Origin of the sequence: Streptomyces sp. NA02950, from assembly GCF_013364155.1 — a bacterium.
Taxonomy (GTDB): Bacteria; Actinomycetota; Actinomycetes; order Streptomycetales; family Streptomycetaceae; genus Streptomyces.
This window is the reverse complement of the sequence record NZ_CP054916.1, coordinates 3,354,656-3,379,026: the sequence shown is the minus strand read 5'-3', so window position 1 is coordinate 3,379,026 and position 24,371 is coordinate 3,354,656. Positions and strand designations below refer to the sequence as shown.

The 24,371-nt window shown below is 70.4% G+C and carries 18 protein-coding genes; 9 read left to right on the top strand and 9 right to left on the bottom strand.

Translation table 11 applies throughout. The features are described 5' to 3' along the window. Nucleotides 1–75: 75 nt before the first annotated feature. From HUT19_RS14275 to HUT19_RS14260, 4 genes are all read right to left on the bottom strand, one after another. Nucleotides 76–327 carry a hypothetical protein gene (locus tag HUT19_RS14275; RefSeq protein ID WP_176180852.1) on the bottom strand — a complete coding sequence of 84 codons (252 nt, stop codon included), beginning with the start codon at nucleotides 325–327 and terminating at the stop codon, nucleotides 76–78. A gap of 585 nt (nucleotides 328–912) precedes the next feature. Next, entirely contained in the window at nucleotides 913–4,497 is a 3,585-nt protein-coding gene (putP, locus tag HUT19_RS44270) for a sodium/proline symporter PutP (RefSeq protein ID WP_176180851.1), read from the bottom strand. A gap of 92 nt (nucleotides 4,498–4,589) precedes the next feature. Continuing rightward, a complete protein-coding gene (locus HUT19_RS14265) occupies nucleotides 4,590–4,937 on the bottom strand; it encodes a DUF4326 domain-containing protein (RefSeq protein WP_176180850.1) in 348 nt (115 codons plus the stop codon). Nucleotides 4,938–4,961: 24 nt separating this feature from the next. After that, a complete protein-coding gene (locus HUT19_RS14260) occupies nucleotides 4,962–5,474 on the bottom strand; it encodes a PaaI family thioesterase (RefSeq protein ID WP_176180849.1) in 513 nt (170 codons plus the stop codon). Nucleotides 5,475–5,581: 107 nt separating this feature from the next. Here HUT19_RS14260 and HUT19_RS14255 point away from each other — a divergent pair, with 107 nt between their 5' ends. Continuing rightward, the gene (locus HUT19_RS14255) at nucleotides 5,582–6,541 is read left to right on the top strand and encodes a GlxA family transcriptional regulator (RefSeq protein ID WP_176180848.1); all 960 of its coding nucleotides are present in this window, start codon (nucleotides 5,582–5,584) and stop codon (nucleotides 6,539–6,541) included. An 11-nt stretch (nucleotides 6,542–6,552) separates the two neighbouring features. Here the strand turns inward: HUT19_RS14255 and HUT19_RS14250 are convergent, their stop codons facing one another. Further along, on the bottom strand, nucleotides 6,553–7,974 hold the full coding sequence (locus HUT19_RS14250; protein ID WP_254885568.1) for a M1 family metallopeptidase: 1,422 nt from the start codon (nucleotides 7,972–7,974) through the stop codon (nucleotides 6,553–6,555). Between the two features lie 179 nt (nucleotides 7,975–8,153). On the opposite strand from HUT19_RS14250, the gene HUT19_RS14245 reads away from it, so the two are divergent. The 6 genes from HUT19_RS14245 to HUT19_RS14220 all read left to right on the top strand — a co-directional run bounded on the left by HUT19_RS14245 (nucleotide 8,154) and on the right by HUT19_RS14220 (nucleotide 15,480). Next, nucleotides 8,154–8,906 carry a GntR family transcriptional regulator gene (locus tag HUT19_RS14245; protein ID WP_176180846.1) on the top strand — a complete coding sequence of 251 codons (753 nt, stop codon included), beginning with the start codon at nucleotides 8,154–8,156 and terminating at the stop codon, nucleotides 8,904–8,906. Nucleotides 8,907–9,426: 520 nt separating this feature from the next. Continuing rightward, complete coding sequence (locus HUT19_RS14240) at nucleotides 9,427–11,139, top strand: APC family permease (protein WP_176180845.1); 1,713 nt, start codon at nucleotides 9,427–9,429, stop codon at nucleotides 11,137–11,139. Nucleotides 11,140–11,300: 161 nt separating this feature from the next. Continuing rightward, nucleotides 11,301–11,486, top strand: a complete 186-nt coding sequence (locus HUT19_RS14235) for an SPOR domain-containing protein (RefSeq protein WP_176180844.1) — start codon at nucleotides 11,301–11,303, stop codon at nucleotides 11,484–11,486. Nucleotides 11,487–11,664: 178 nt separating this feature from the next. Next, nucleotides 11,665–12,084 carry a (deoxy)nucleoside triphosphate pyrophosphohydrolase gene (locus HUT19_RS14230; RefSeq protein ID WP_176180843.1) on the top strand — a complete coding sequence of 140 codons (420 nt, stop codon included), beginning with the start codon at nucleotides 11,665–11,667 and terminating at the stop codon, nucleotides 12,082–12,084. 98 nt (nucleotides 12,085–12,182) lie between these two features. Continuing rightward, the gene (locus HUT19_RS14225) at nucleotides 12,183–12,617 is read left to right on the top strand and encodes an ATP-binding protein (protein WP_176180842.1); all 435 of its coding nucleotides are present in this window, start codon (nucleotides 12,183–12,185) and stop codon (nucleotides 12,615–12,617) included. 295 nt (nucleotides 12,618–12,912) lie between these two features. Then, nucleotides 12,913–15,480, top strand: coding sequence for a SpoIIE family protein phosphatase (locus tag HUT19_RS14220; RefSeq protein ID WP_254886164.1), 2,568 nt, complete (start codon nucleotides 12,913–12,915; stop codon nucleotides 15,478–15,480). A 46-nt stretch (nucleotides 15,481–15,526) separates the two neighbouring features. Here the strand turns inward: HUT19_RS14220 and HUT19_RS14215 are convergent, their stop codons facing one another. From HUT19_RS14215 to HUT19_RS14200, 4 genes are all read right to left on the bottom strand, one after another. Beyond that, nucleotides 15,527–16,297 (bottom strand): succinate dehydrogenase/fumarate reductase iron-sulfur subunit, encoded by a 771-nt coding sequence (locus HUT19_RS14215; RefSeq protein ID WP_176180840.1) that lies wholly within the window; start codon nucleotides 16,295–16,297, stop codon nucleotides 15,527–15,529. Continuing rightward, nucleotides 16,294–18,240 (bottom strand): fumarate reductase/succinate dehydrogenase flavoprotein subunit, encoded by a 1,947-nt coding sequence (locus HUT19_RS14210; RefSeq protein WP_176180839.1) that lies wholly within the window; start codon nucleotides 18,238–18,240, stop codon nucleotides 16,294–16,296. Before HUT19_RS14210 ends, HUT19_RS14215 begins: the two co-directional genes overlap by 4 nt. A 16-nt stretch (nucleotides 18,241–18,256) precedes the next feature. Further along, a complete protein-coding gene (locus HUT19_RS14205) occupies nucleotides 18,257–19,102 on the bottom strand; it encodes a hypothetical protein (RefSeq protein ID WP_176180838.1) in 846 nt (281 codons plus the stop codon). A gap of 101 nt (nucleotides 19,103–19,203) precedes the next feature. Next, entirely contained in the window at nucleotides 19,204–19,488 is a 285-nt protein-coding gene (locus tag HUT19_RS14200) for a hypothetical protein (RefSeq protein ID WP_176180837.1), read from the bottom strand. Nucleotides 19,489–19,796: 308 nt separating this feature from the next. Here HUT19_RS14200 and HUT19_RS14195 point away from each other — a divergent pair, with 308 nt between their 5' ends. Together HUT19_RS14195 and typA are read left to right on the top strand one after the other, a co-directional pair. After that, a complete protein-coding gene (locus HUT19_RS14195) occupies nucleotides 19,797–21,890 on the top strand; it encodes an ABC transporter family substrate-binding protein (RefSeq protein ID WP_176180836.1) in 2,094 nt (697 codons plus the stop codon). Nucleotides 21,891–22,467: 577 nt separating this feature from the next. After that, nucleotides 22,468–24,363, top strand: coding sequence for a translational GTPase TypA (typA, locus tag HUT19_RS14190; protein WP_176180835.1), 1,896 nt, complete (start codon nucleotides 22,468–22,470; stop codon nucleotides 24,361–24,363). Nucleotides 24,364–24,371: the final 8 nt, after the last annotated feature.

Below are 24,371 nucleotides of genomic sequence, written 5' to 3'. Positions count from 1 at the left end.
CCCCGGCAGCCTCGTAATGCGAACGCCCCGACTCGCACCCTCCCCCGCGAGTCGGGGCGCTCGTTGGCTGGGCGCTTACCGCTCACCCCACGCGACGTAGCCCGTCGCAGGGGTTTTGGCGAGCTGCTCGCGCAGGTACTCGGTCGTCCACTCGAGGCCGAGCAACGGTTCGCCGCCGGCCTCGACGACGGAGCGCAGGGCGATTACGGCGTGTATGGCGCGGTCGGCGAGCACCCGATCGTGCCGATCGACGTCGCCCACGGTCGCGGGGTGCGGAATGTCGAGAGCCTTGAGGACGGCCGCGAGCAGATCGGGAGTTCGGATCAAGGCGTCGCCCGACGGCAGGGCACGGGGCGACGCCCGGCCCCGGCCCGTCTGTCCGCGCGGTCCGCAAGGAGTCCGCAGGATCTTCGAACGGGCTCAACTCCAACCAACATCACCAACCGTAGTAATTCCAGGTCAGAGGGGGCCTGGTGTCTCCGGTGCAGGTCAGCGGAACGGGTCATGAGTTCCGCTAAAACGTGTGAGCGGGTGAAGCATCACCACCTAGGTGGCCTGACAAATATGCAGGTCAGATGGGGTCCGACTCTTCGGAGTCGGGCCCCTCTGCGCTTCCTCCACAGCCCTGCGCTCGCCGGCTCTCGCGGTACCCGATGACTCACCCGGCATTGCGGTGAATCACGAGGTGCCCTGGCTGGTCGAGCAGGATCAGGAATTCGAGGGCGCACTCCGCTGTCCGGGGCCGTCACCTCTCTTCCAAGCCCGTGCTTCCGCTGCTGGTCGGCAGCGATACATCGGTTATGGAGGCACTGCAGTCGTACGGGGCGCCCGTTCTTCGGCCGGGCAGCGGGGAATGACCGTCCGTCCCCTGAACCTGGCCGACGTGCAGGCCGCATCCCTGAGGTGCCGGCGTCACGTCACCATGTCGGCGGGTAGGGGCTGTTCGGTCCAGAGGATCTTGCCGGTCCTGGTGTAGCGAGTGCCCCATCGTCCGGTGAGCTGTGCGACGATCAGCAGCCCCCGCCCGCCCTCGTCCGTGGTCCGGGCGTGGCGCAGGCGCGGGGAGGTGCTGCTGGCGTCGGAGACCTCGCAGATCAGGGAACGGTCCCGGATCAGGCGGAGGCCGATCGGTCCGGTCGCATGGCGGATGGCGTTGGTGACCAGTTCGCTGACGATCAGCTCCATGGTGAACGTCAGATCCTCCATGCCCCACTCCGACAGCTGCCGGCCGGCGACCGCGCGGGCGTGCGCGACGGCGGCCGGGTCGACGGGCAGGTCCCAGGAGGCCACCTGGTTCGAGCCCAGGACATGGGTCCGGGCGAGGAGCAGGGCGGCGTCGTCGGACGGCAGACCGGTCAGCAGGGCGTTGACCACGTCGTCGCCGGTCTCCCGCAGTGTCGGTCCGGGTACCGCGAGGGTGTCGCTCAAGCGGGAGAGTCCTACGCCGATGTCCCGGTCGCAGGTTTCGATGAGGCCGTCGGTGTAGAGCGCGATCAGGCTGCCCTCGGCAAGCTCCAGCTCGACGGACTCGAAGGGCAGGGCCCCGAGGCCGAGCGGTGGTCCGGCGGGCAGGTCCAGGAAGTCGACGGCGCCGTCGGGGCCGACGATCACGGGCGGGAGGTGACCGGCCCGGGCCAGCGTGCACTGCCCGCCGACCGGGTCGTACACGGCGTACAGGCAGGTGGCTCCCAGGAACGCGGCGCCCACGCTCTCGTCCCCGGCCGCCGCCGGCTCATCGCCGCTGGGCGTCTCCATGAGGCCGATGACCAGGTCGTCCAGGTGGGCCAGCAGTTCATCGGGGGGCAGATCCAGGTTGGCGAGCGTACGCACTGCCGTGCGGAGCCGCCCCATGGTCGCCGCGGCATCGATTCCGTGCCCGACCACGTCTCCGACGACCAGCGCGACCCGGGCCCCGGAGAGCGGGATCACGTCGAACCAGTCACCACCCACACCGCTGGGCGCGTCCGCCGGGAAGTACCACGACGCCACCTCCAGAGCGGATCCCCCTGCCAGCTCCCGCGGCAGCAGGCTGCTCTGCATCGAACGGGCCGCGGTGCGCTCACGGGTGAAGCGGCGCGCGTTGTCGATGCACACCGCCGCACGCGAGACGATCTCCTCGGCGAGACGCACATCGTCCGCTTCGAAGGGACCCAGACGCCGGGACCGGACGAACGTCGCCGCGCCCAGTGAGACACCGCGGGCTTGCACCGGTACCACCATCACCGAGCGGAACTTGAACTCGCGGATGACGGCGGCCTGCGACGGGTCCTCGGCCACCCACGCACTGCGGGAGGGGTCGAGGATCGGTTCCACCAAGGTCCTGCTCTCCAGCAGGCAGCGGGCCACGGGCGACGAGGGGGAACGCTGGACCGCTTCACCCACGGCCAGACTCGCCTCCGGACAGCCCTCACGCACCGACTGCTGCCCCGCGCGACGCATGAGGGGAGTGGTGTCGACCGGTCCGGGGGCCGGTTCCTCGCCTCTGATGACCGAGTCCAGCAGGTCGACGGCGACGAAGTCGGCGAGTGACGGCACGGCGTCGTCGGCCAGTTCCTGTGCGGTCAGCATCACATCCAGCGTGCTGCCGATCCGGGCGCCCGCGTCGTTCAGCAGGGCCAGGCGTTCCTGGGCCCGCCAGCGCTCGGTCACATCGATGACCATGTACCAGATGCCCACGTGACGACCGTGGCGGTCCTGCATACCGAAGAAGGAGGCCGAGTAGGCGCGCTCCCGGTTGGGATCGGCGTAACTGGGGCCGCGGAACTCGTGGTCCATCACCGGGGCCCCGGTCCGCAGGACCGTCTGCATCTTCTCCTCGAACGCCTCCGCTTCCAGTCTCGGCAGCACCTCTTTCACCTGCCGCCCCAGCCGTCGCTCGAGGGGGATCAGGCGCCCCAGTACGTTGTTCACCCAGACGTACCGCAGATCCGTGTCCAGGATGGCCACACCGACCGGTGCGTGGGCGAGGAACGGCTCGAGCATCAGCTGGCTCACCCCGCCCCCCGGCAGGCGCCAGAAGGCACGTTCCGGTGGTCGGCCCACCCATCTGCCGAAGACCAGCGCGGCGACCGTGGCGACCAGCACGCCCGGGACCATCTCGTAGATGCCGGACTCGAGCGGCCCGAGCAGCGGATTGATCTTCTTCCAGAGAAGCACCGTGGCCGCCCCCGAAACGATGCCGGCCATGGCTCCCGCCCAGGTCATACGCGGCCAGTACAGGGAGAGGAGGACGACCGGACCGAAGGCGGCGCCGAAGCCCGCCCAGGCATAGGCGACGATGTTCAGCAACCCGCCACCCTTGAGCGCGATCACATAGGCGACCAGGATCACCAGCACCACGGCTCCGCGACCGACCGTCACCAGTGCCTTGTCCGGGGCCCGTCGGCTGAGAAACGCGTGGTAGAAGTCCTCGGTGAGGGCGACCGACGACACCAGAAGCTGGCTGTCCGCAGTCGACATGATCGCGGCCAGGATGGCGATCAGCATCGCCCCGGCGATCCAGGGACTGCTGAACAGTGTCTCGCTCAGTGCGATGAACACGGTCTCCGGATTGTCGAGCGGGGTGTTGAGCTGCCCGATTCCCACGAGGCCGACGAGCGTGGCGCCGGCGAGCACGACGAGCACCCAGCCCGTTCCCACGCGCCGGGCCGCGGGAATGGCACGGGTGCTGCGGATGCCCATGAACCGGGCCAGCAGGTGCGGCTGGCCGAAGTACCCGAGGCCCCAGGCGAGCAGCGAGATGACGGAGACGGCACTGAGCGCACCGCCCGCCGACCACCGGCCGTCGGCGAAACTGGCCCTGGACCCCAGCTCGAGCAGGGCCGGTGTCTTGTCGCTGAGGGCGTTGTCCAGCGCCCCGAAGCCCCCGAGCGCCGTGATACCGACCACCGGGAGCACGAGCAGCGCCAGGAACATCAGCGTGGCCTGCACGACATGTGTGGTGCTCACGGCCAGGAAACCGCCGAGGCACGAGTAGACCATGATCACCAGGGCGGTCAGGGTCACCGCGAGCTCGAAGTTGACGTTGAAGACGTGCTCGAACAGCAACCCGCCGGCCACCAGACCACTGGCGACGTAGACGGTGAAGAACACGATGGTGACGGCCGCCGAGACGATCCGCAGCATCCGGGTGCGGTCCTCGAACCGCTCCTCCAGGTAGGCCGACAGGCTCACGGCGTTACCGGCGCGCTCGGTGTAGGTGCGCAGCCGGGGCGCGACGAAGAGCCAGTTGAGGTAGGTGCCGATGGCGAGCCCGATGGCGATCCAGCTGGCGCCGAGGCCGGCCGCGTACACGGCCCCGGGGAGGGCAAGGAACAGCCAGCCGGACATGTCGCTGGCCCCCGCGGAGAGGGCGGCGACCAGCGCCCTGAGCCGACGGCCGCCCAGGGCGAAGTCGGCGAAGGTGTGGGTGCGGGTGTACCCCCAGACACCCACGCCGATCATGGCAGCCACATAGACGACGAACGTGATCACGATCGGCGCGCTCAAGTGGAACATGTTTCCCTCGCTCGCCAGGGCCGCAGCCGTTCGCGGCCTGGTCCCCTACCAAACAGAATGCACAGATTTCCGTCGGAAGGAGTGGATGCCCATTAGTGCTGCAATGTCGGCCCGGTATCGGCGGACGGGCCGGCCCCCTGGTCGGCCAGTTCCGCGATGACTTCCGCGTGGCACGGCTGCGGGACGCACCAGCAGCCGAGGCGGCGGCCGCGCAGGTCGGGCAGGAGCGCCAGCAGGTCGGGGCGGCCGAGGAGGTGGGCGCGGTACTTCTCGAGGACCTCCTCGCGGGTGCCGTCCGGGCCGGGGCGGTACGGGCTTGCCAGCGGAGAGGCGTCCAGGTGCCAGCCGCCGCGGTGCATGGACCGGCCGACGTAGACCACATCCGCGTACGCCGGGTCGTCGCGGTGGCCCTTGAGGTTGACCACGGTCGTCCTGGGCATGGTGTGCGTTCCTTCCCCGCTCCGTCAGCCGCCCTGCGGTCCGCCGATGACGGCGCAGGTGGTGGTGGCGTGCGCGTACAGCTTGCCGTCGGCGGCGCCGGTGACCCGCGCCTCGGCGGTGGCGGTCGTCCGGCCCGCGTGCAGGACCGTACCCTCGCAGCGCAGCGGCGGGGTGTCCGCGAAGACCGGACGCACCAGATGCACCCCCAGTTGGACGGTGGTGTAGAGGCGTCCGGCGGGCAGGGTCGTCAGGACGGCGCTGCCGAGCGCCGAGTCGAGCAGGGTGGCCAGGAAGCCGCCGTGGACGGAGCCCATCGGGTTGAGCAGGTGCTCCCCGGGCTCGCCCTCGAAGACCGCGCGCCCCTCGGCGGCGTCGACCAGCCGGAAGCCGAGGGTGGAGCAGATCGGCGCCGCGGGCCGGTGTCCGTCCAGGGCCTGCTGGAGCAGTTCCAGGCCCGAGCGGTGGGCGTCCTCGGCGTCGGGGGCCGGAAGAGCCCAGGTGTGGGTGCGGGTGCGCGCGGTGAGGGAGTGCGTCATCGGTGGTGCGTCCGTTCTCGCTGGTCGGGGTGGTGAGAACGCACGCTAGGTCCGGGGACGCATCGTCTCCCAGTGTCGTAAACGACGGCTCCGATACCGTTTCCGTCATGGACATCGCGGTGCTGGCCTACGACGGCTGCTTCGACTCCGGACTCGCGGCCGCCCTCGACGTGCTCGCGGGCGCCAACGCGATGCGGGAGGAACTGCCGGAGCCGCCGCCCGCCTGGCGGGTCACCACCGTGGGCTTCCGCCGCCGGGTACGCACCGGGGCCGGGTTGGTGGTGACCACCGCGCCGGTGGCCGAGGCGGCGGACGCGGATCTGCTGCTGGTACCGGCGCTGGCCGAGCGGCGGCCGGAGGCGCTGCTCGCCCATGTCTCCGGGGAGCGGTCGGCGCAGGTACGGGGTCTGGTGGCCCGGACCCGGGAGCGGGGCGCCCCCGTGGCCTCGGCGTGCACGGGGACGTTCCTGCTGGCCGAGTCGGGCGTGCTGGAGGGGCGGCGGGCGACCACCAGCTGGTGGCTGGCGCCGGTCTTCCGCAAGCGGTATCCCGGGGTCACGGTCGACGAGACGCGGATGGTGTCCGCGTCGGACGGAGTGATCACCGCCGGGGCGGCCTTCGGTCATGTGGATCTCGCCCTCGCGGTGGTCCGGATGACCAGCCCCGCGCTGGCCGACCTCGTCGCCCGCTATCTGGTGGTGGACGAGCGGCCCTCGCAGTCGGCGTACACCATTCCCAGCGCCCTCGCCCAGAGCGACCCGGTGGTCGCCGGATTCGAGCGCTGGGTCCGGCAGCGTCTGGAGGAACCGCTGAGCGTCGCCGACGCCGCGCGCTCGCTCGGCGTCAGCGAACGCACCCTCCAGCGCACCGTCCGCCGCACCCTCGGCACCTCACCGGTGCGCTTCGTCCAGGACCTCCGGGTGGAGCGGGCCTCGCATCTGCTGCGCACCACCGATCTGTCCCTGGAGGCCATCGCCCGCAAGGTCGGCTACGAGCACGCCAACACCCTGCGGGTGCTGCTGCGGGAACGCACGGGTGTCACGGCGGGGGCGCTGCGCGGCCGCTGAGCCTCGGGGGCTCAGGGCTTGTTCGGCTTGCCCTTGCCGTACAGCCAGACGTCGAAGAGCTTCCCGAGGTCCTTGCCCGAGATCCGCTCGGACAGCGCGATGAACTGCCGGGTGTCGGCGTTGGCGTGGCGATGCTCCTTGACCCAGGTGCGCAGGATGGTGAAGAAGGCCTTGTCGCCGACGGCCTGGCGCAGCTTGTGCAGCACCATCGCGCCGCGCCCGTAGACCGGTGCGTCCGAGATCTTCGCCGCGCTGGGCGGGTCGGCGGGCGGGAAGTCCCAGATGCCGCCGCTCTCGTCGTCGGTGCCGTCGTAGAAGTCGCGGAAGATCCGGTCGGCGGTACGGCCGTCGTGGTCCTCCTCCCACAGCCACTCGGCATAGGTGGCGAACCCCTCGTTGAGCCACATGTCCTTCCAGGCGCGCGGGGTGACCGAGTTGCCGAACCACTGGTGGGCCAGTTCATGGACGAGGAGTTGCTCGTCCGGCGCGTCGGCGAAGTACGGCTTGGTCTGGGTCTCCAGGGCGTATTCGAGGTCGGGGAGGTGGTCGACGATGGCGCCGGTGGAGGAGAAGGGGTAGCGGCCGAAGGTCCGGCTCTCCCACTCCGTCACCTCGGTGACCTGGTCGGGGACCCTCGTGGAGCCCTCGGCCTCGTCGGGGTCGACGGCGACGTACTGGGGGAGTTCACCGTTGGTGGTCGTGGTGTGGACGTCGAAGTCCCCCACGGCGACGGTGGCCAGGTAGCTTGCCATGGGCTCACCGTTGTGCCAGTGGAAGGCGGTCCGGCCGCCGCGGTTCTCGCGCCGTTTCAACTCACCGTTGGAGACAGCGGTCAGGCCCTTGGGCACGGTCACGGTGATGTCGTAGGCGGCCTTGTCGGAGGGGTGGTTGTTGCCGGGGAACCAGGCCATGGAGCCGGTCGGTTCGCCGAGCCCCACCGCTCCGTCGTCCGTCTGGATCCACCCCTCCTTGGATCCGTCCGGGTCGGTGATGGTCTTCGGCCTGCCGTCGTAGACCACGGTGGTGGTGAAGGTACGGCCCTTGGGGAGGGTGCCGGCGGGGGTGAGCACCAGTTCCGTGCCCCGGCGCTCGGCTTCGGCCGCCCGTCCGTTCACCGTGGTCCTGCGCACGTGCAGCCCGGCGAGGTCGAGGTGGAAGGAGCTGAGCGCGCTGGTGGCCCGGGCGGTGATCCGGGCGGTGCCCTTCAGACGGTTGGAGTCGGGTGTGTAGTCCAGGTCCAGGCGGTAGCCGGTGACGTCGTAGCCGCCGTTGCCCAGCTTAGGGAAGAGGGCGTCGCCGACGCCCGCGGAGCCCGGGCGGGCGCCGTGGGTTCCCCCGTCGGCCTCCCGCGCCCCGGCGCCTCCGGTGCAGGCCGCGCACAGCACGATGGTGAGGGCGCCGACGAGGGCGCGGGAATGGGGTCGAGCGGACACGGGCTGCTCCTTGGTCAGGTGAGCTGGTGATCGCCAATGAAACCGGCTGTACGGGGCATTGTCGAAGTAAACGTCTCTGAGCTGCCGTTCACCACTTCTGGTGAAGCTCTGGCCCTTAGTTGCAATCGACAACCCTCGGTTGCCAAGCTGTTGCCGACTGTCAACCGCCGGGAGCGCACGTGGCCTTTGGTGACCAGCCCGCATATCTCCGCGTCGCCGACGACCTCCGCAAGAAGATCGCCGCGGGCGAGCTGCCACCCCACGCCCGTCTCCCCTCCCAGGCCAGGATCCGCGAGGAGTACGGGGTCTCCGACACCGTCGCCCTCGAGGCCCGCAAGGTGCTGATGGCCGAGGGTCTGGTGGAGGGCCGCTCCGGCTCGGGCACCTATGTGCGCGCCCAGCCCGTGCCCCGGCTGCTCGCCCGCACCGGCTACCGCGGCGCGGGCGATTCCTCCCTGTTCCGGCAGGAGCAGGCCGACGACCGGATCATGGGCACCTGGGATGGCGTGAGCGAGCGGGAGGCGGCCGGACGGGAGATCGCCGAGCGGCTGGGGATCGAGCCCGGTGACCGGGTGATGCGCACCCGCTATCTCTTCCGGTCGGGAGGGGAGACGGTGATGCTCTCCACCTCCTGGGAGCCGCTCGCGATCACCGGCCGGACTCCGGTGATGCTGCCCGAGGAGGGCCCGTTGGCCGGGTGTGGGGTGGTCGCGCGGATGGCCGCGCTCGACCTGGTGGTGGACAACGTGACGGAGGAGGTCGCCGCGCGCCCCGGGCAGGCGGAGGAGGTGCTGGCGCTCGGCGGGGTGCCGGGCCATGTGGTGCTCGTCGTCTCCCGTACGTACCGCGCGGGTGGGCGCCCGGTCGAGACGGCGGATGTGGTGGTGCTGGCGGAGCGCTATCGGGTCGCGTACCACCTGCCGGTGAGGTGACCACCCGCCCATGAAGTGACCGCGGCCGCCGCCGAGTTGAGCGGTGCCGTCCCACCGGTCTCCCTCCGAGTCCAACTCGGTTTATCGCAGGCAGCTTTGAGCTCGATGTGAGCTCAACTGAATTTGAGGTAGATTTGAGCCGCACGATTGTGGCTCACAGCCCGGCACATCGGACTCAACTCGCGTCACTCAACCATCGCGGTTCATTTGAGATGGCTGGGCACGAACATTCATCAAGAGCCCTCGTTTCCTTTGCGGGTTATACAGGACCGCCCGGGGGTCAAAGAGTTTCCGAGAGCGATCCGTGGAGATTTTGCGAAGGGGCCGTTCAGTGACGCTTCCCTCTGCTTCCCACGGGCTTTACCAGCCGTTGACCTGCGACGATGTGTTGCGCACATCACATGAGCGGCCCGGAGCTCAAGATCAGCTCAAACCCGTGCGGTGCCCCTTCAATTCGCTTGTACGATGACGCCCGTTTGCATGAGGTACAGGTATGGGGGTCGAAAGGAGCGTCAGGGCGTTGAGCACTGAACAAGGAGCCCACACGCATTACAAAAGGTCGCTGGGTACGGTGGCCCTGACCGCGGTGGGTCTCGGTTCCATTATTGGCTCCGGGTGGCTGTTCGGCGCCGAGCGGGCCGCGGCGCTCGCCGGTCCCGCCGCTATCCTGGCCTGGGTGATCGGCGCCGCCGTGGCGCTGACCATCGCCCTGACCTATTCCGAGCTCGGCTCGATGTTCCCCAAGGCCGGCGGCATGGTCCGCTACGGCCAGTACTCGCACGGTTCGCTCGCCGGATATCTGGCCGCCTGGGCCAACTGGATCGCGATCGTCTCCGTGATCCCCGGTGAGGCCACCGCCTCGGTCCAGTACATGAGCTCCTGGGACTTCGGCTGGGCCAAGGCGCTGTACGACGGCAAGGAGCTGACCGGCAGCGGTGTCGCCCTCGCGTCCGTGCTGCTGGTCTTCTACTTCTTCCTGAACTGGTTCGCGATCACGCTCTTCGCGAAGACCAACACCGCGATCACCGTCTTCAAGCTGGTCGTCCCGGCCCTGACCGCGGGCGCCCTGCTGCTGTCGCACTTCGACACCGGCAACGTCACCGGCAACGGCGGTTTCACCCCCAACGGCTGGAGCTCGGTGTTCACCGCGGTCGCCGTCTCCGGCATCGTCTGGGCCTACAACGGCTTCCAGTCCCCGCTGAACATGGCGGGCGAGGCGCGCAACCCCGGCAAGTCGCTCCCCAAGGCCGTCATCAGCTCCATCCTGATCGCCCTGGTGATCTACGTCGCCCTCCAGATCGCCTTCCTGACCGCCGTCCCGGCGGCCGACCTGGCGGACGGCGGCTGGTCGGGCCTGTCGTACAACTCCCCGCTCGCCGATCTCTCCCTCGCCTGGGGTCTGAACTGGCTGGCGCTGCTGCTCTACGCCGACGCCTTCGTCTCCCCGTCCGGCACCGGCATGATCTACGCGGCCACCACCTCCCGGATGATCCAGGGTGTCCAGGAGAACGGCCATCTGCCGGGGATCTTCGGCAAGGTCGACGCCAAGACCGGTATCCCGCGGCCGGCGCTGCTGCTCAACCTGGGGATCGCCTTCGCCTTCCTCGCCGTCTTCCGCGGCTGGGGCTCGCTGGCCGAGATCGTCTCCGTCGCCACCGTGATCTCCTACATCACCGGCCCGGTCGCCGTGATGTCGCTCCGCCGTCTCTCCCCGGACCTGCCGCGTCCGGTCAAGCTGCGGGCGATGCCGGTCATCGCCCCGATCGCGATGGTCTTCGGCTCGCTGGTGCTCTATTGGGCCCGCTGGCCGCTCACCGGCAAGGTGATCTTCATCATGGCGATCGGACTGCCGGTCTGGGCCTGGTACGAGCTGCGCAAGCCGTGGGCCGAGCTGCGCCCGCATCTGGCGGCCGGCGCCTGGATGGTGGCGTACCTGCTGGTCATGGCGGCCGTCTCATGGGCCGGCGGCAAGGACTTCGGTGGCCGCGGCTATCTGCCCGAGGGCTGGGACATCCTGGTCGTCGCCCTGATCGGACTGGCCTTCTACGTCTGGGGCGTCCGCAGCGCATGGCGCAATCCGACGCTGGTGGAGACGGAGCGGGAGCTGTTCGCCGCCGCTGCCGGGGAGTCCCACGAGCACGATGACAAGGGCGATGACAAGCGCGATGACAAGGGCGATGACAAGGGCGGCGACAAGGACGAGGACCGGGAGAAGACGCCGGTCCGCGTCTGAGCGCACCCGGGCGCATGGCCGGATGCATGCCTCCACGTGAGAACACGTATCCGCTGAGTGAAGGTTGGGCGTAGGCTCGGGCATATGCGGACCGGGAATTCCTTGACGGTCCCGCGGCGGCTGACGTCGCCGCGGGACCCCGTGACGGAGGGGGCGGGGAGATGAGTGACGGCAACGCCGTACTGCCATGGCTCGTGATCCGCCAGGACGACAACGGCAACCGCTACCGCGTCGGCCGGTACGCCACGCGGTCGGAGGCCCAGGAGGTGGCCGACCGGCTCGACGCCCAGGGGCCGGAGCACCGCTACGTCGTGGAGCGCACAGCCGCTTCCCGGCAGGCCCAGTAGCCCGCCCCACTCCCCCTCCCCGACTCCCCGAATCCCCTGGGTCCTGTCCGGTGGATCTTCGAGGATCAGCCCGCGGCGTCCGGTGCGGGGGGCACCTCCCAGCGGTAGCCGGGAGCGCGGTGCCAGGCGTTGCGGGCCCGACAAGATCCACCGCCGGACAGGGCCTAGGGTTCGCCGCATGAGTGTGCGCGTTGTCGTGGGAGGAGCGGTGTTCGACCGGGGACGGCTGCTGGCCGCCCGGCGCAGCGCCCCGCCGGAGCTCGCGGGCCGCTGGGAGCTTCCGGGCGGCAAGGTCGAGCCCGGGGAGACCCTGCCGCAGGCCCTGGTCCGTGAGCTGCGGGAGGAGCTCGGCGTCGAGGTCGAGCCGCTGGAGCCGCTGACCGGTGAATGGCCGCTGAAGCCGGGTTATGTGCTGCGGGTGTGGACCGCGCGGCTGCGCTCCGGTGAACCCCGCCCGCTCCAGGACCACGACGAGCTGCGCTGGCTCACCCCCGACCGGGTGGACGAGGTCGACTGGCTGGACCAGGACCGTCCCGCGGTGGCGCAGGCCGTCCGCCTGTTGCGCGCCGCCGAGCACACCCCTCCGCGCACCCGCTGAGGCCCGTCCGGACGATACGGCACCCCGGATATCGGGTATGTGCTGATTAACCTCCCTGAATCCATACATTCCGGCGGAGGCTGCACCGGGGCTGGGAAGTGATCGGCGTGAGTGACAGCACAGGGTGGGCCGGGTCGGCGCCCGGCTTCGCCGAGTGGGTCTTCCCCGCCGAGCCGGGGGCGGTGCGTGCCGCCCGCTGCCGGGTTCAGGCCGTGCTGGAGGAGTGGGGGCTGTCCGCCATGAGCGATGTCACGGTGCTCCTGGTGAGCGAACTGGTCACCAATTCGCTGCGGTACGCAAGCGGTCCGATCGGTCTGCGTATGTACGCCCACCGCGAAAATACGACGCCCGAATCCGTACTGATGGTCGAAGTGTCGGATCCGTTGGCCGATCCGCCGCGGGCGCGGACCGCCTCAGCCGAGGACGAAGGCGGCCGTGGCCTGGAGTTGGTGGCCCGGACGGCGCGGCGCTGGGGGACCCGGCGCAGGCACGCGGGAAAAACGGTGTGGTTCGAGTTGGCTCTGCCCGGTTAGGAGTGAGGGGGAGCGCTGATCTTGAGCGCTTAACCAAAAGCCGGGACGGAAACTGATTGCGGGCTGAGATAGTGCTGTGATCGTGAAGACCGTACTCCGGATGGCCGAGGTGCTGGATACTCGGCTATCTGTAGCCGGTCGGAGCACCTGAGCCGGAGGGGACGGGCGCATGAGCGAGAAGCCAGCGGGGGCTGAGATGCCCGAGGAGTCGGTTGGTTCGCAGCTGTCGCCGGTGTCGGAAGTGTCGCCCGAGACACAGGTGTCGCCGGTAACGCATATGTCGTCGATGTCCGCGATGTGGCAGAGCAGTCCCCCTGGATCCATCTATGACTACATCCGTGTCGCCTCCTTCGCGCTGGGCGCCGACGGACGGATCACCCAGTGGAGCGAACGGGCCGCGGAGCTCCTGGGGTTGACGGCCCGGCAGGCCATCGGCCGGGACCCGGTCGAGGCGTTCGTTCCCTCCGAACTGCGCGACACCGGCCACCGCAAGGTCGCCGACATCCTGGACGGCCGCGAGTGGACCGGACTGGTCCCCTACCGCAACCCCGACGCACCGCACGGCCACGGGGTGGCCGAGGTCTATGTGATGCCCGCTCAGGACGGGGACGGTGAGCGCTCGGCGCTGTGTATCGCCGTCGATGTGAGCGCGCTCCGCGGCCTCGAAACCGACCTTGCCGCGTCACAGGCCGTTTTCGGTCAATCTCCGCTCGGTTTCTTTCTCTTCGGTACCGATCTCCGCATGCTTCGGGTCAATGAGCGCTTCGCGAAGGTTTTCGGTCGCCCGGCCGAGGCCTACCGCGGCGCCACCGCGCACGATCTGCTGCCGCGCGCCGAGGCAGAGCGGCTCGCCGCCGCCCTGCGCCAGGTCCTGGACACCGGCAAGTCGCTGACCGACATGCCGATCGTGGGCACCGTGCCCGGCAACCCGGACCGCCGCCGCTGGTCGGTGTCGCTGTACCGGCTGCACAGCAGCTCCGGCCGCCCCATTGGCGTGGCCGGGCTCGCCACCGACGTCACCCGCCGCCGCCGCGCCGAACAGGAGGCCGCGGGCGTACGGCGCAATCTGGCGCTGCTCAACGAGGCGGGTGCCCGAATAGGCACCTCGCTGGACCTGGAGACCACCGCCCGCGAGCTGCTGGACGTGGCCGTACCGCAGTTCTGCGACCTGGCCTCCGTCGACCTCTACCAGGGGCTGCTGTCCGGCGACGAGGCCCCGCCGGGGCTGGCCGACGGCAGTGCCGAACTCCGCCGCGTGGCATTCGCCTCCGCGGTCTCCGACGGCCCGGTCGCCTTCGGCGACATCTGCCGCGTCGACGCCGACGGCGGACTGCCCAAGCCCATCCAGGTCGGCGAGGTCCACCGCTACCCCTTCCACTCCCTGTGCGCCGGGGCGCTGCGCACCGCCCAGGTCAAGGTCGTCCCCGGCCGGGACAGCGGCGAGGGCCCGGAGCTCGGCGCCATGCTGCAGTCCACGCTGGTGGTGCCGATGGTGGCGCGCGACACCGTGGTGGGACTGGCCCAGTTCTCCCGCACCAAGGGCAGCGAGCCCTTCGGCGAGCGGGACCGCGCCCTCGCCGTCGAGCTGGCCGCCCGCGCGGCCGTCAGCATCGATAACGCCCGCCTCTACCGCAGAGAGCACGAACGGGCGCTGATACTCCAGCGCAGCCTGCTGCCGCCCGGTGACCCCGAGGCCGCCGGACTCGACATCGCCTGCCGCTATCTGCCGGGGAACGCGGCGACCGAGGTGGGCGGCGACTGGTTCGACGTCATCGAGCTGCCCGGGCACCGCACCGCGCTGGTCGTCGGCGATGTGATGGGGCGGGGGCTGCGCGCCGCGGTCGCGATGGGCGAACTGCGCACCGCCGTACGCACCCTGGCCCTGCTGGACCTGGAGCCCGCCGAGGTGCTCTCCGCACTCGACGAGATCGCCCGCGGGCTGGGCGCGCCCAGCGGTTCGCACACCCCCGCCCGCTCCGGGTCACGCACCCGCTCCGGCGCCGAGGACTCCTCCGACCTGTCCGAGGTCTACCTCGCCACCTGTGTCTACGCGGTCTATGACCCCGTCACCCGCCGCTGCACCTTCGCCAACGCCGGGCATCTGCCCCCCGTCCTCGTCGAACCCGGCGAGGACGCCCTGCTGATGGAGGTGCCGCCGGGGATGCCGCTCGGGGTGGGCGGTGAGCCGTTCGAGGAGATCGAGGTCGAACTGCCCGACGGCGCCCTGCTGGCCCTGTACACCGACGGCCTCGTCGAGTCCCGCGAACACGCGCTGGACGAGGGGCTCCAGGACTTCCGGGCGGCCCTTTCCTCGCACGACGGCACCCGGGTCCCCGACAGCTCCCTGGAGGACATCTGCGACCACGTGCTGAGCAGCCTGGACACCCGCCACGGCGAGGACGACATCGCGCTGCTGATGGCCCGGGTGCAGGGGCTGCCGACGGAGTCGGTCGGCGACTGGAAGCTGCCGAGCGCGCCCCAGTCGGTGGGCCGCGCCCGGGAGCTGGCCCGGGAGCAGTTGGAGTCCTGGAACATGGACGATCTGGTGGACACCACCGAGCTGCTGGTCAGCGAGCTGGTGACCAACGCGCTGCGGTACGGCGAGGGCGAGATCCGGCTGCGGCTGCTGCTGGACCGCACCCTGGTCTGCGAGGTCTGGGACGGCGGTCTGGTCCAGCCCCGGCGGCGGCGCGCGAGGGACACCGACGAGGGCGGCCGCGGACTCCAGCTGGTGGGGCTGCTCAGCGCCGGCTGGGGCAGCCGCCGCACGCCGCACGGCAAGACCGTGTGGTTCGAACTGGCCCTCCCCGACGGCCGGTCCAACGGACCGGACTCGGTCGAGGCGCTGCTGAGCCTGTGGTGACGGCGCGGGCCCACCGGCCGGCGGGCCCGCGCCGTCATGCCAAGGCCTAGCCCTCCCGGCGGCGGATCTTGTTGCCCAGCCAGACCAGCGGGTCGTACTTGCGGTCCGCCGCCCGCTCCTTGAGCGGGATCAGCGCATTGTCGGTGATCTTGATCTGCTCCGGGCAGACCTCCGTGCAGCACTTGGTGATGTTGCAGTAGCCCAGACCGTGGTCCTCCTGCGCACCGCGCTTGCGGTCGATCCCGGTGTCGGCCGCCGCGTCCAGCGGATGCATGTCCAGTTCGGCCACGCGCATCAGGAAGCGCGGTCCGGCGAAGGCCTCCTTGTTCTGCTCGAAGTCACGCACCACATGACAGGTGTCCTGGCACAGGAAGCACTCGATGCACTTGCGGAACTCCTGCGAGCGTCCCACGTCCTCCTGGCGCATCCGGTACTCACCCGGTGCGAGGTCCGCGGGCGGGACGAAGGACGGCACCTCCCGGGCCTTGGCGTAGTTGAAGGACACATCCGTCACCAGGTCCCGGACCACCGGGAACGCCCGCAGCGGGGTGATGGTGATCGTCTCCTCGCGGCCGAAAACCGACATCCGGGTCATGCACAGCAGCCGGGGACGGCCGTTGACCTCGGCACTGCACGAACCGCACTTGCCCGCCTTGCAGTTCCAGCGGACCGCCAGATCCGGGGCCTGGGTCGCCTGGAGCCGGTGGACGATGTCCAAAACGACCTCGCCCTCATTGACCTCCACGTGGAAGTCCTTCAGACCGCCGCCGTCCACATCGCCCCGCCACACCCGGAAGTGGGCCTTGTACGCACTCACTGGGTCAGCTCCTCGTCGGTCAGGTACTTCACCAGCTCGTCCTTCTCGAACAGGCCGAGCAGATCGGGGCGGATCGGCGGCATCTCGCGCCGCTCCAGCCGGATCTGCCCATGGCCCGCGTCCGGCGCGGCCAGACCGCCGGAGGGGTCGGAGAGCCGGCACACCAGAGTGGCGCGCCGCCATTCGCGGTCCATCCGCGGACAGTCGTCCCGGGTGTGGCCGCCGCGGCTCTCGGTCCGCTCCAGAGCGGCCCGGGCCACACACTCGCTGACCAGCAGCATGTTGCGCAGATCGATCGCCAGGTGCCAGCCGGGGTTGAACTGCCGGTGGCCCTCCACGCCCGCGCGCCGCGCCCGCACCCGCAGACCGGCCAGCCGGCGCAGCGCCTCCTCCATCTCCCCGGCCTTCCGGATGATCCCCACCAGGTCGTTCATCGTCTGCTGGAGCTCCTGGTGGAGGGTGTACGGGTTCTCGGCCGGGCCGGCGGAGCCGGGTGCGTCACCGCCCTCGGCGCTGAACGGGCGCAGCGCCTCGGCCGCCGCGAGGTCCAGCTGTGCCTCGTCCGGCGCCGGGTGGCTGCCCGATTCAGCGCTCCGCTGTGCGTACTGGGCGGCGTGGAGCCCCGCGCGCCGCCCGAAGACCAGCAGATCGGAGAGGGAGTTGCCGCCCAGCCGGTTGGAGCCGTGCATCCCGCCCGCGACCTCGCCCGCGGCGAACAGCCCGGGGACGCCGGTGGCGGCCGCGGTGTCCGGGTCGACGTCCACCCCGCCCATCACGTAGTGGCAGGTGGGGCCGACCTCCATGGGCTCGGCGGTGATGTCGACATCCGCCAGCTCCTTGAACTGGTGGTGCATGGAGGGCAGCCGCCGCTTGATGACCTCGGCCGGCATCCGGGTGGAGACGTCCAGGAAGACCCCGCCGTGCGGGGAGCCGCGGCCCGCCTTCACCTCGGCGTTGATGGCGCGGGCCACCTCGTCGCGGGGGAGCAGCTCCGGCGGGCGGCGGTTGTGGTCCGGGTCCTCGTACCAGCGGTCGCCCTCGTCCTCGGACTGGGCGTACTTCTCCTTGAAGACGTCCGGGATGTAGTCGAACATGAACCGCTTGCCCTCGCTGTTGCGCAGCACCCCGCCGTCCCCGCGCACCGACTCGGTGACCAGGATCCCCTTGACCGAGGGCGGCCAGACCATACCGGTCGGGTGGAACTGCACGAACTCCATGTTGATCAGCGGGGCCCCGGCGAGCAGCGCCAGCGCGTGGCCGTCCCCGGTGTACTCCCAGGAGTTGGAGGTCACCTTGAAGGACTTGCCGATACCGCCGGTGGCCAGCACCACGGCCGGGGCGTCGATCGCGAAGAAGCGGCCGGACTCGCGCTCGTAGCCGAAGACCCCGCGGACGCGGTCACCGTCCTTGAGGATCCGGGTGACCGTGCACTCCTGGAAGACCTTCAGCCGTGCCTCGTAGTCCCCGGTCTCGGCCTGGTCCTCCTGCTGGAGGGAGACGATCTTCTGCTGGAGGGTGCGGATCAGTTCCAGTCCGGTGCGGTCCCCGACATGGGCGAGCCGGGGGTACTCATGGCCGCCGAAGTTCCGCTGGGAGATCCTGCCGTCGGGGGTGCGGTCGAAGAGCGCGCCCCAGGTCTCCAGCTCCCAGACCCGGTCCGGGGCCTCCTGCGCGTGCAGCTCGGCCATCCGCCAGTGGTTGAGGAACTTGCCGCCGCGCATGGTGTCCCGGAAGTGCACCTGCCAGTTGTCGCCCTCGTTGACATTGCCCATGCTGGCGGCGATACCGCCCTCGGCCATCACCGTATGGGCCTTGCCGAAGAGCGACTTGCAGATGACGGCGCAGCGCATGCCCTGTTCCCGGGCCTCGATCGCGGCCCGCAGCCCGGCGCCCCCGGCGCCGACCACGACCACGTCCCACGCCTGCCGTTCGACTTGCGTCATCGGTTGAGCACCTCTCCTAGAAAAAGCGCGGATCGTCGAAGGCGCCGCTCGCCAGCAGATAGACGTAGAAGTCCGCGGCGGCGACGCTGACCAGGGACACCCAGGCCAGCTGCATATGGCGGGCGTTGAGCGTGCTGACCCAGCCCCACAGCCGGTAGCGCACCGGATGCCGGGAGAAGTGCTTGAGCCGCCCGCCGACGATATGGCGGCAGGAGTGGCAGGAGAGGGTGTACGCCCAGATCAGCACGATGTTGACGAGCAGGATCAGCGTGCCGAGGCCCATATGGCCCCACCGGCCGTGCTCGTCCCGGAAGCCGAGCACCGTGTCGTAGGTGAGGATCCCGGCGACGATCAGCGCGAAGTAGAAGAAGTAGCGGTGGATGTTCTGGAGGATCAGCGGGAAGCGGGTCTCGCCGGTGTAGCGGGAGCGCGGCTCGGCGACGGCGCAGGCGGGTGGTGAGGCCCAGAAGCCCCGGTAGTACGCCTTGCGGTAGTAGTAGCAGGTCAGCCGGAAGCCGAGCGGGAAGATCAGGATCAGCAGGGCGGGGGAGAGGCCCCACCACGCGCCGAAGATCTCCCAGTTCGCGCCGCCCTTCATGGGCACGCAGTTCTGCGCGACACAGGGCGAGTAGAAGGGCGAGACATACGGTTCGGCGTAGTAGTCGTCCCCGGCGAAGGCCCGCCAGGTGGAGTAGACGACGAACGCGAACAGCCCGGCGGCGGTCACCGCGGGCGCCAGCCACCAGCGGTCGGTGCGCAGGTGGCGGGCGGGGATGGCGGCCCTCGACGGGCTGTGCACGCCGCCGGCGGGCGCCTCCCGGTCGGTGGGCGTGGCGGCTTGGGGGTCGGTGCCTGTGGACAAAGTGGAACTCCGCGGTGGAGTGGTGTGGGGACGGTCGGGTGAGCACCCCTGCCAGTGCGCCGGCGGCCCTTCACAGGGGCGGCCGGTGCACCGTGCGGTCCCTAGGGCGCGTGGCGATCGCGCGCGCCGAGGCCCTCGTCATCGACGTCCGACCACAGCGCACTGTTGTACGGAGCGTCGGGGACCGGAACCATTTCGGGGCGTGGTCGCTCCTGGGGAGCCGTGGCGCGCAGCAGGGCGAGGCTCTCGCGGAGGTGGTCCGCGTCGGTGCGTACCCGTCGTATTTCCAGCCCGCCGGGACCCACCTGCTGTTCCAGCCGGGTGACCGAGCGGACCAGGTCATCGAGACAGCGCTGGACAGCCGTCAGGTCTTCGTTCAAGGACATGACTTGCCCTCACTTCCGCGGTTGCGGTTGGCGACGGTCATGCGACAGCGAGTGTTACGCGCCACGGTCGCCGTTGGGAAGGGATCTGTCGCGATTCGCCGCGCCACCGGTGCGATTCCGCCTTTGTGCGCCGGAGTGTGCGCCGTCCGTATTGATCCGGTCGGGTGATCCTTTCCTCTCATGGCCGACTCCGTGCCCGTCCCGGCGTGCTGCCCCGTGAACCGTCGCTTTGAGTGAGCAGTATATGCGATAAGCGTCACACCATGCCAAAGACGTATATATCTGGCATACCCCGGAGGTTCGTCGCCATGTCCATCGCCAAGCGCCGCTGTGCCTTGTTGCTCGCCGCGGGTGTGATGCTGCCGCTGCCCGTCCTGACCGGGTGCAGCTCCGACGACGACGGCGCCCCGCCGCCCGCCTCCCGGGACATCGCCACGGCGCCCCGCGCCCGGACGGCCGCCACCGGCACCCTGCGCTGGGCCCTGGACACCACGCCGAAGACCTTCAACGCCTTCCAGTCGGCCGCCGACACCGGCACCCAGCGGGTCGCGGGCGCGGTGCTGCCCGCGCTGTACACCCTGGACGCCCGGGGCAAGCCGCAGCGCAACCCCGACTTCCTGGAGTCCGCCGACGTCACCTCGACCGAGCCCAAGCAGGTCGTGGTCTACAAGCTCAACCCCAAGGCGGTCTGGAGCGACGGCCGCCCGCTGAGCGCGGAGGACTTCACCGCCCAGTGGAAGGCCCTGCGCGGTACGGAGAACGCGTACTGGACGGCGCGGAACGCCGGGTACGACCGCATCGCCAAGATCGAACCCGGCGACAAGGACCACGAGGTCAGGGTCACCTTCGCCAAGCCCTACACCGACTGGCGCTCGCTGTTCACCCCGCTCTACCCGAAGAGCGTGATGGACAACCCGGCGGTCTTCAACGCCGCGGCGAACAAGGGGCTCGCGGTCGGCGCCGGTCCGTTCACGGTGCGCGGCGTCACGGACGACTCCGTCACCCTGGTCCGCAACCCCCGCTGGTGGGGCGACCGGGCGCGGCTGAGCCGGATGGTCTTCCAGACGGTGCCCGCCGACCAGCGGGCCGACGCGCTGATCTCCGGCCGGGTCGATCTGGCCGAAGTCGACCGCGCCACCGCCCGTCGGATCCAGGCCACCGCCCCCAAGAAGCGGGCCGCCGGGGCCAAGGCCCACACCGCCGGGGCCAACGCGCCGGACCTGGCCCGGGACGGACAGCGGGCCGCGGACGCCCTGCACACCTGGGCGGCCGAGAACGCCTCGGACAAGAAGCGGGCGGAGACCGTGGCCCTGAGCCGGTTCACCCTGCGCAAGGCGCTGGAGCCCGCCTACACCCAACTCGCCCTGAACGGCACCAAGGGCCCCCTCGCGGACGAGCGGGTGCGCCGCGCGGTGGCCCGCGCGATCGACCGCAAGGCGCTGGCCAAGCTGGTCCTGAAGCCGCTCGGCCTGCCCACCGATCCGCTCGGCAACCATCTGCTGATGGCGGCGCAGAAGGGATACAAGGACCACAGCGGCGCCCTCGGCGACTCCGACGCCCAGGCCGCGCAGTCGCTGCTGGCGGACGCGGGCTGGCGCGCCTCCGGCCGCCAGAAGGCACTGGACGGCAAGACGGACGACCTCGGCATCCGGCGCGCGGTGCCCACCGACGCGGGCGCGGGCACCGCGAGCGGGACCGCCTCCGGCAGCGCCACCGCGTCCACCACCGGCTCGGTCTCCGCCACCGCCGGTGATGACGCCTCCGCCACCGCGAGCGGCGGCGCCACCGCCTCGCCCTCCGCCACCGCGAGCGGCGCCTCCCCCGCCGCGGGCGACGCGGGCCGCACCGGGCACCTCCCCGACTCGGCGGTGGTCCGGAAGAAGGGCCGTCCGCTGGTGCTGCGCTTCGTCCTCCCGGCCGACACCGGCAGCGCCCCACTGCGCGCCGTCGGCGAGCGCATCGCGCGGATGCTGGAGTCGATCGGCGTCCGCACCGAGATCACCAAGGTCGAGGGCGAGGGCTATTTCAAGAACTACATCGCCTCCGGCAAGTACGACCTGGCCCTCTATTCCTGGCCCGCCACCGCCTACCCGGCCACCGACGGCCGTCCGATCTACGCCAAGCCGCAGCCGGCCGCGGACGGCTCGCTGGTCGTCGAGCAGAACTACACCCGAGTGGGCACCGACCAGATCGACCAGCTCTTCGACGAGGCGGTCTCCGAGCTGGACAGCGGCGCCTCGCGCTCCCTGGTCGGCCGGGCGGACGCCCGGATCTGGGCGGCGGCCGGTTCGGTCCCGCTCTACCAGCGGCCGCAGCTGGTCGCGATGCGCAAGGGCGTGGTCAACGCCGGAGCCTTCGGCTTCGCCACCCCGCGCTACCAGGACATCGGCTTCCGCAAGTGAGCTCCGGCCCGCCGGGCCCGGCACCTCCGCCGGGCCCCGCGGGCCCACCTCGCCCAGAAGGCGCTCAACTCCTGTGAACATCTCCCAGCGCGCGGTGGCGACCGATCTGCGCAACCGCCCCTACACCAAGGGCCGGGGCCGGGACGCCCGGTACGACCACCACGGACGATCCCGGCAGCTGCGCGACGCGCAAGGCGGAGAGGCCCGGGTACTACGTCACCGCCCGCGCGATCGACCCGGTCGACGCCGGCTTCCGCTACGGCTGCGGGAACGGCTCCTCGGCGAATCCGGGCCACGCCGTCTCCTGGCAGTCCGCCCAGGAGATCATCATCATGTGCGGAACCGGCCCGCGGAAGGGCCGGGACGAGGCCGCGGGCGAGGCCGCCGGGGTGGGCTGCCGCAAGGGCGATCCGGCCCGCGTCCGCGCCGGTGGCGGGCGGGCGGGGACGGGTGGCGGCGTCCGTTCCCGCGGTGTCCCCTTACCATGGGGGAGAGGCCGTGGCGTGATCTGCCCGGCGGACGGGCGCACCGGACCGGACGCGCCGTCATCCACGATTCCGGGAGAAGCGCCGCAAGTATGCCCACGCGTCACGACATCCGTAACGTCGCCATCGTCGCCCACGTCGACCACGGCAAGACGACCCTGGTCGACGCCATGCTCAAGCAGGCCGGCGCGTTCGCCGCCCACCAGCAGGTGGACGACCGGGTCATGGACTCCAACGACCTGGAGCGCGAGAAGGGGATCACCATTCTCGCCAAGAACACCGCCGTGAAGTACCACCCGGCGGACGGCGGCGACCCCGTCACCATCAACATCATCGACACCCCCGGCCACGCCGACTTCGGCGGTGAGGTCGAGCGCGGGCTGTCCATGGTCGACGCGGTGGTCCTGCTGGTCGACGCCTCCGAGGGCCCGCTGCCGCAGACCCGGTTCGTCCTGCGCAAGGCGCTCCAGGCCAAGCTGCCGGTCATCCTGTGCATCAACAAGACCGACCGTCCGGACTCCCGGATCGACGCCGTGGTCAACGAGGCGTACGACCTCTTCCTGGACCTCGACGCCACCGAGGAGCAGATCGAGTTCCCGATCGTCTACGCCTGTGCCCGGGACGGCGTGGCCTCGCTGAACAAGCCGGAGGACGGCACCGTCCCGGCCGACAGCGACAGCCTCCAGCCGTTCTTCACCACCCTGCTGGAAACCGTCCCCGCGCCCGAGTACGACGCCACCGCCCCGCTCCAGGCCCATGTCACCAACCTGGACGCGGACAACTTCCTCGGCCGTATCGCGCTGCTCCGCGTCGAGCAGGGCGAGCTGAAGAAGGGGCAGACCGTCGCCTGGATCAAGCGGGACGGTTCGATCTCCAATGTGCGCATCACCGAGCTGATGATGACCGAGGCGCTCACCCGCAAGCCCGCCGAGGTGGCCGGGCCCGGTGACATCTGCGCCGTCGCGGGCATCCCGGACATCATGATCGGCGAGACCCTGGCCGACCCGGAGAACCCGATCGCGCTGCCGCTGATCACCGTCGACGAGCCCGCGATCTCGATGACCATCGGCACCAACACCTCGCCGCTGGTCGGCCGCGGCCCCGGTGGCAAGGGCGCCGACAAGTCGGCGGTGAAGGACCGCAAGGTCACCGCACGGCTGGTCAAGGACCGGCTGGACCGCGAGCTGATCGGCAATGTCTCGCTGCGGGTGCTGCCCACCGACCGCCCGGACGCCTGGGAGGTGCAGGGCCGCGGTGAGCTGGCGCTGGCGATCCTGGTGGAGACCATGCGCCGGGAGGGCTTCGAGCTGACCGTCGGCAAGCCGCAGGTGGTCACCCGGGAGATCGACGGCAAGGTCCACGAGCCGGTCGAGCGCATCACCATCGATGTGCCCGAGGAGCACATGGGCGCGGTCACCCAGCTGATGGGCACCCGCAAGGGCCGGATGGACAACATGTCCAACCACGGCTCCGGCTGGGTCCGGATGGAGTTCGTCGTCCCGTCCCGCGGTCTGATCGGCTTCCGCACCGAGTTCCTGACCCAGACCCGCGGCACCGGGATCGCCCACTCCATCCACGAGGGCCATGAGCCGTGGTTCGGGGAGCTGAAGACCCGGAACAACGGCTCGCTGGTGGCCGACCGCTCGGGCGCGGTGACCGCCTTCGCGATGATCAACCTCCAGGAGCGCGGCGTGCTGTTCACCTCGCCGGGCACCGAGGTCTACGAGGGCATGATCGTCGGTGAGAACTCCCGCACCGACGACATGGACGTGAACATCACCAAGGAGAAGAAGCTCACCAACATGCGGTCCTCCACCGCGGATGTGACCGAGTCCCTGGTCCCGCCGCGGCTGCTCTCGCTGGAGCAGTCCCTGGAGTTCTGCCGCGACGACGAGTGTGTCGAGGTGACCCCGGAGACGGTGCGCATCCGCAAGGTGGTGCTGGACCAGAAGGAGCGCGGTCGCGCCGCCTCCCGCGCCAAGCGCTGACGCGTACG

Bases quoted from the DNA above. Each gene is read 5' to 3' on its own strand.
- HUT19_RS14265 (WP_176180850.1), bottom strand. From the start codon at position 4,937: ATGCCCAGGACGACCGTGGTCAACCTCAAGGGCCACCGCGACGACCCG.
- HUT19_RS14255 (WP_176180848.1), top strand. From the start codon at position 5,582: ATGGACATCGCGGTGCTGGCCTACGACGGCTGCTTCGACTCCGGACTC.
- typA (WP_176180835.1), top strand. From the start codon at position 22,468: ATGCCCACGCGTCACGACATCCGTAACGTCGCCATCGTCGCCCACGTC.
- HUT19_RS14220 (WP_254886164.1), top strand. From the start codon at position 12,913: ATGTGGCAGAGCAGTCCCCCTGGATCCATCTATGACTACATCCGTGTC.
- HUT19_RS14200 (WP_176180837.1), bottom strand. From the start codon at position 19,488: ATGTCCTTGAACGAAGACCTGACGGCTGTCCAGCGCTGTCTCGATGAC.
- HUT19_RS14210 (WP_176180839.1), bottom strand. From the start codon at position 18,240: ATGACGCAAGTCGAACGGCAGGCGTGGGACGTGGTCGTGGTCGGCGCC.
- HUT19_RS14230 (WP_176180843.1), top strand. From the start codon at position 11,665: ATGAGTGTGCGCGTTGTCGTGGGAGGAGCGGTGTTCGACCGGGGACGG.
- HUT19_RS14260 (WP_176180849.1), bottom strand. From the start codon at position 5,474: ATGACGCACTCCCTCACCGCGCGCACCCGCACCCACACCTGGGCTCTT.
- HUT19_RS14195 (WP_176180836.1), top strand. From the start codon at position 19,797: ATGTCCATCGCCAAGCGCCGCTGTGCCTTGTTGCTCGCCGCGGGTGTG.
- putP (WP_176180851.1), bottom strand. From the start codon at position 4,497: ATGTTCCACTTGAGCGCGCCGATCGTGATCACGTTCGTCGTCTATGTG.
- HUT19_RS14235 (WP_176180844.1), top strand. From the start codon at position 11,301: ATGAGTGACGGCAACGCCGTACTGCCATGGCTCGTGATCCGCCAGGAC.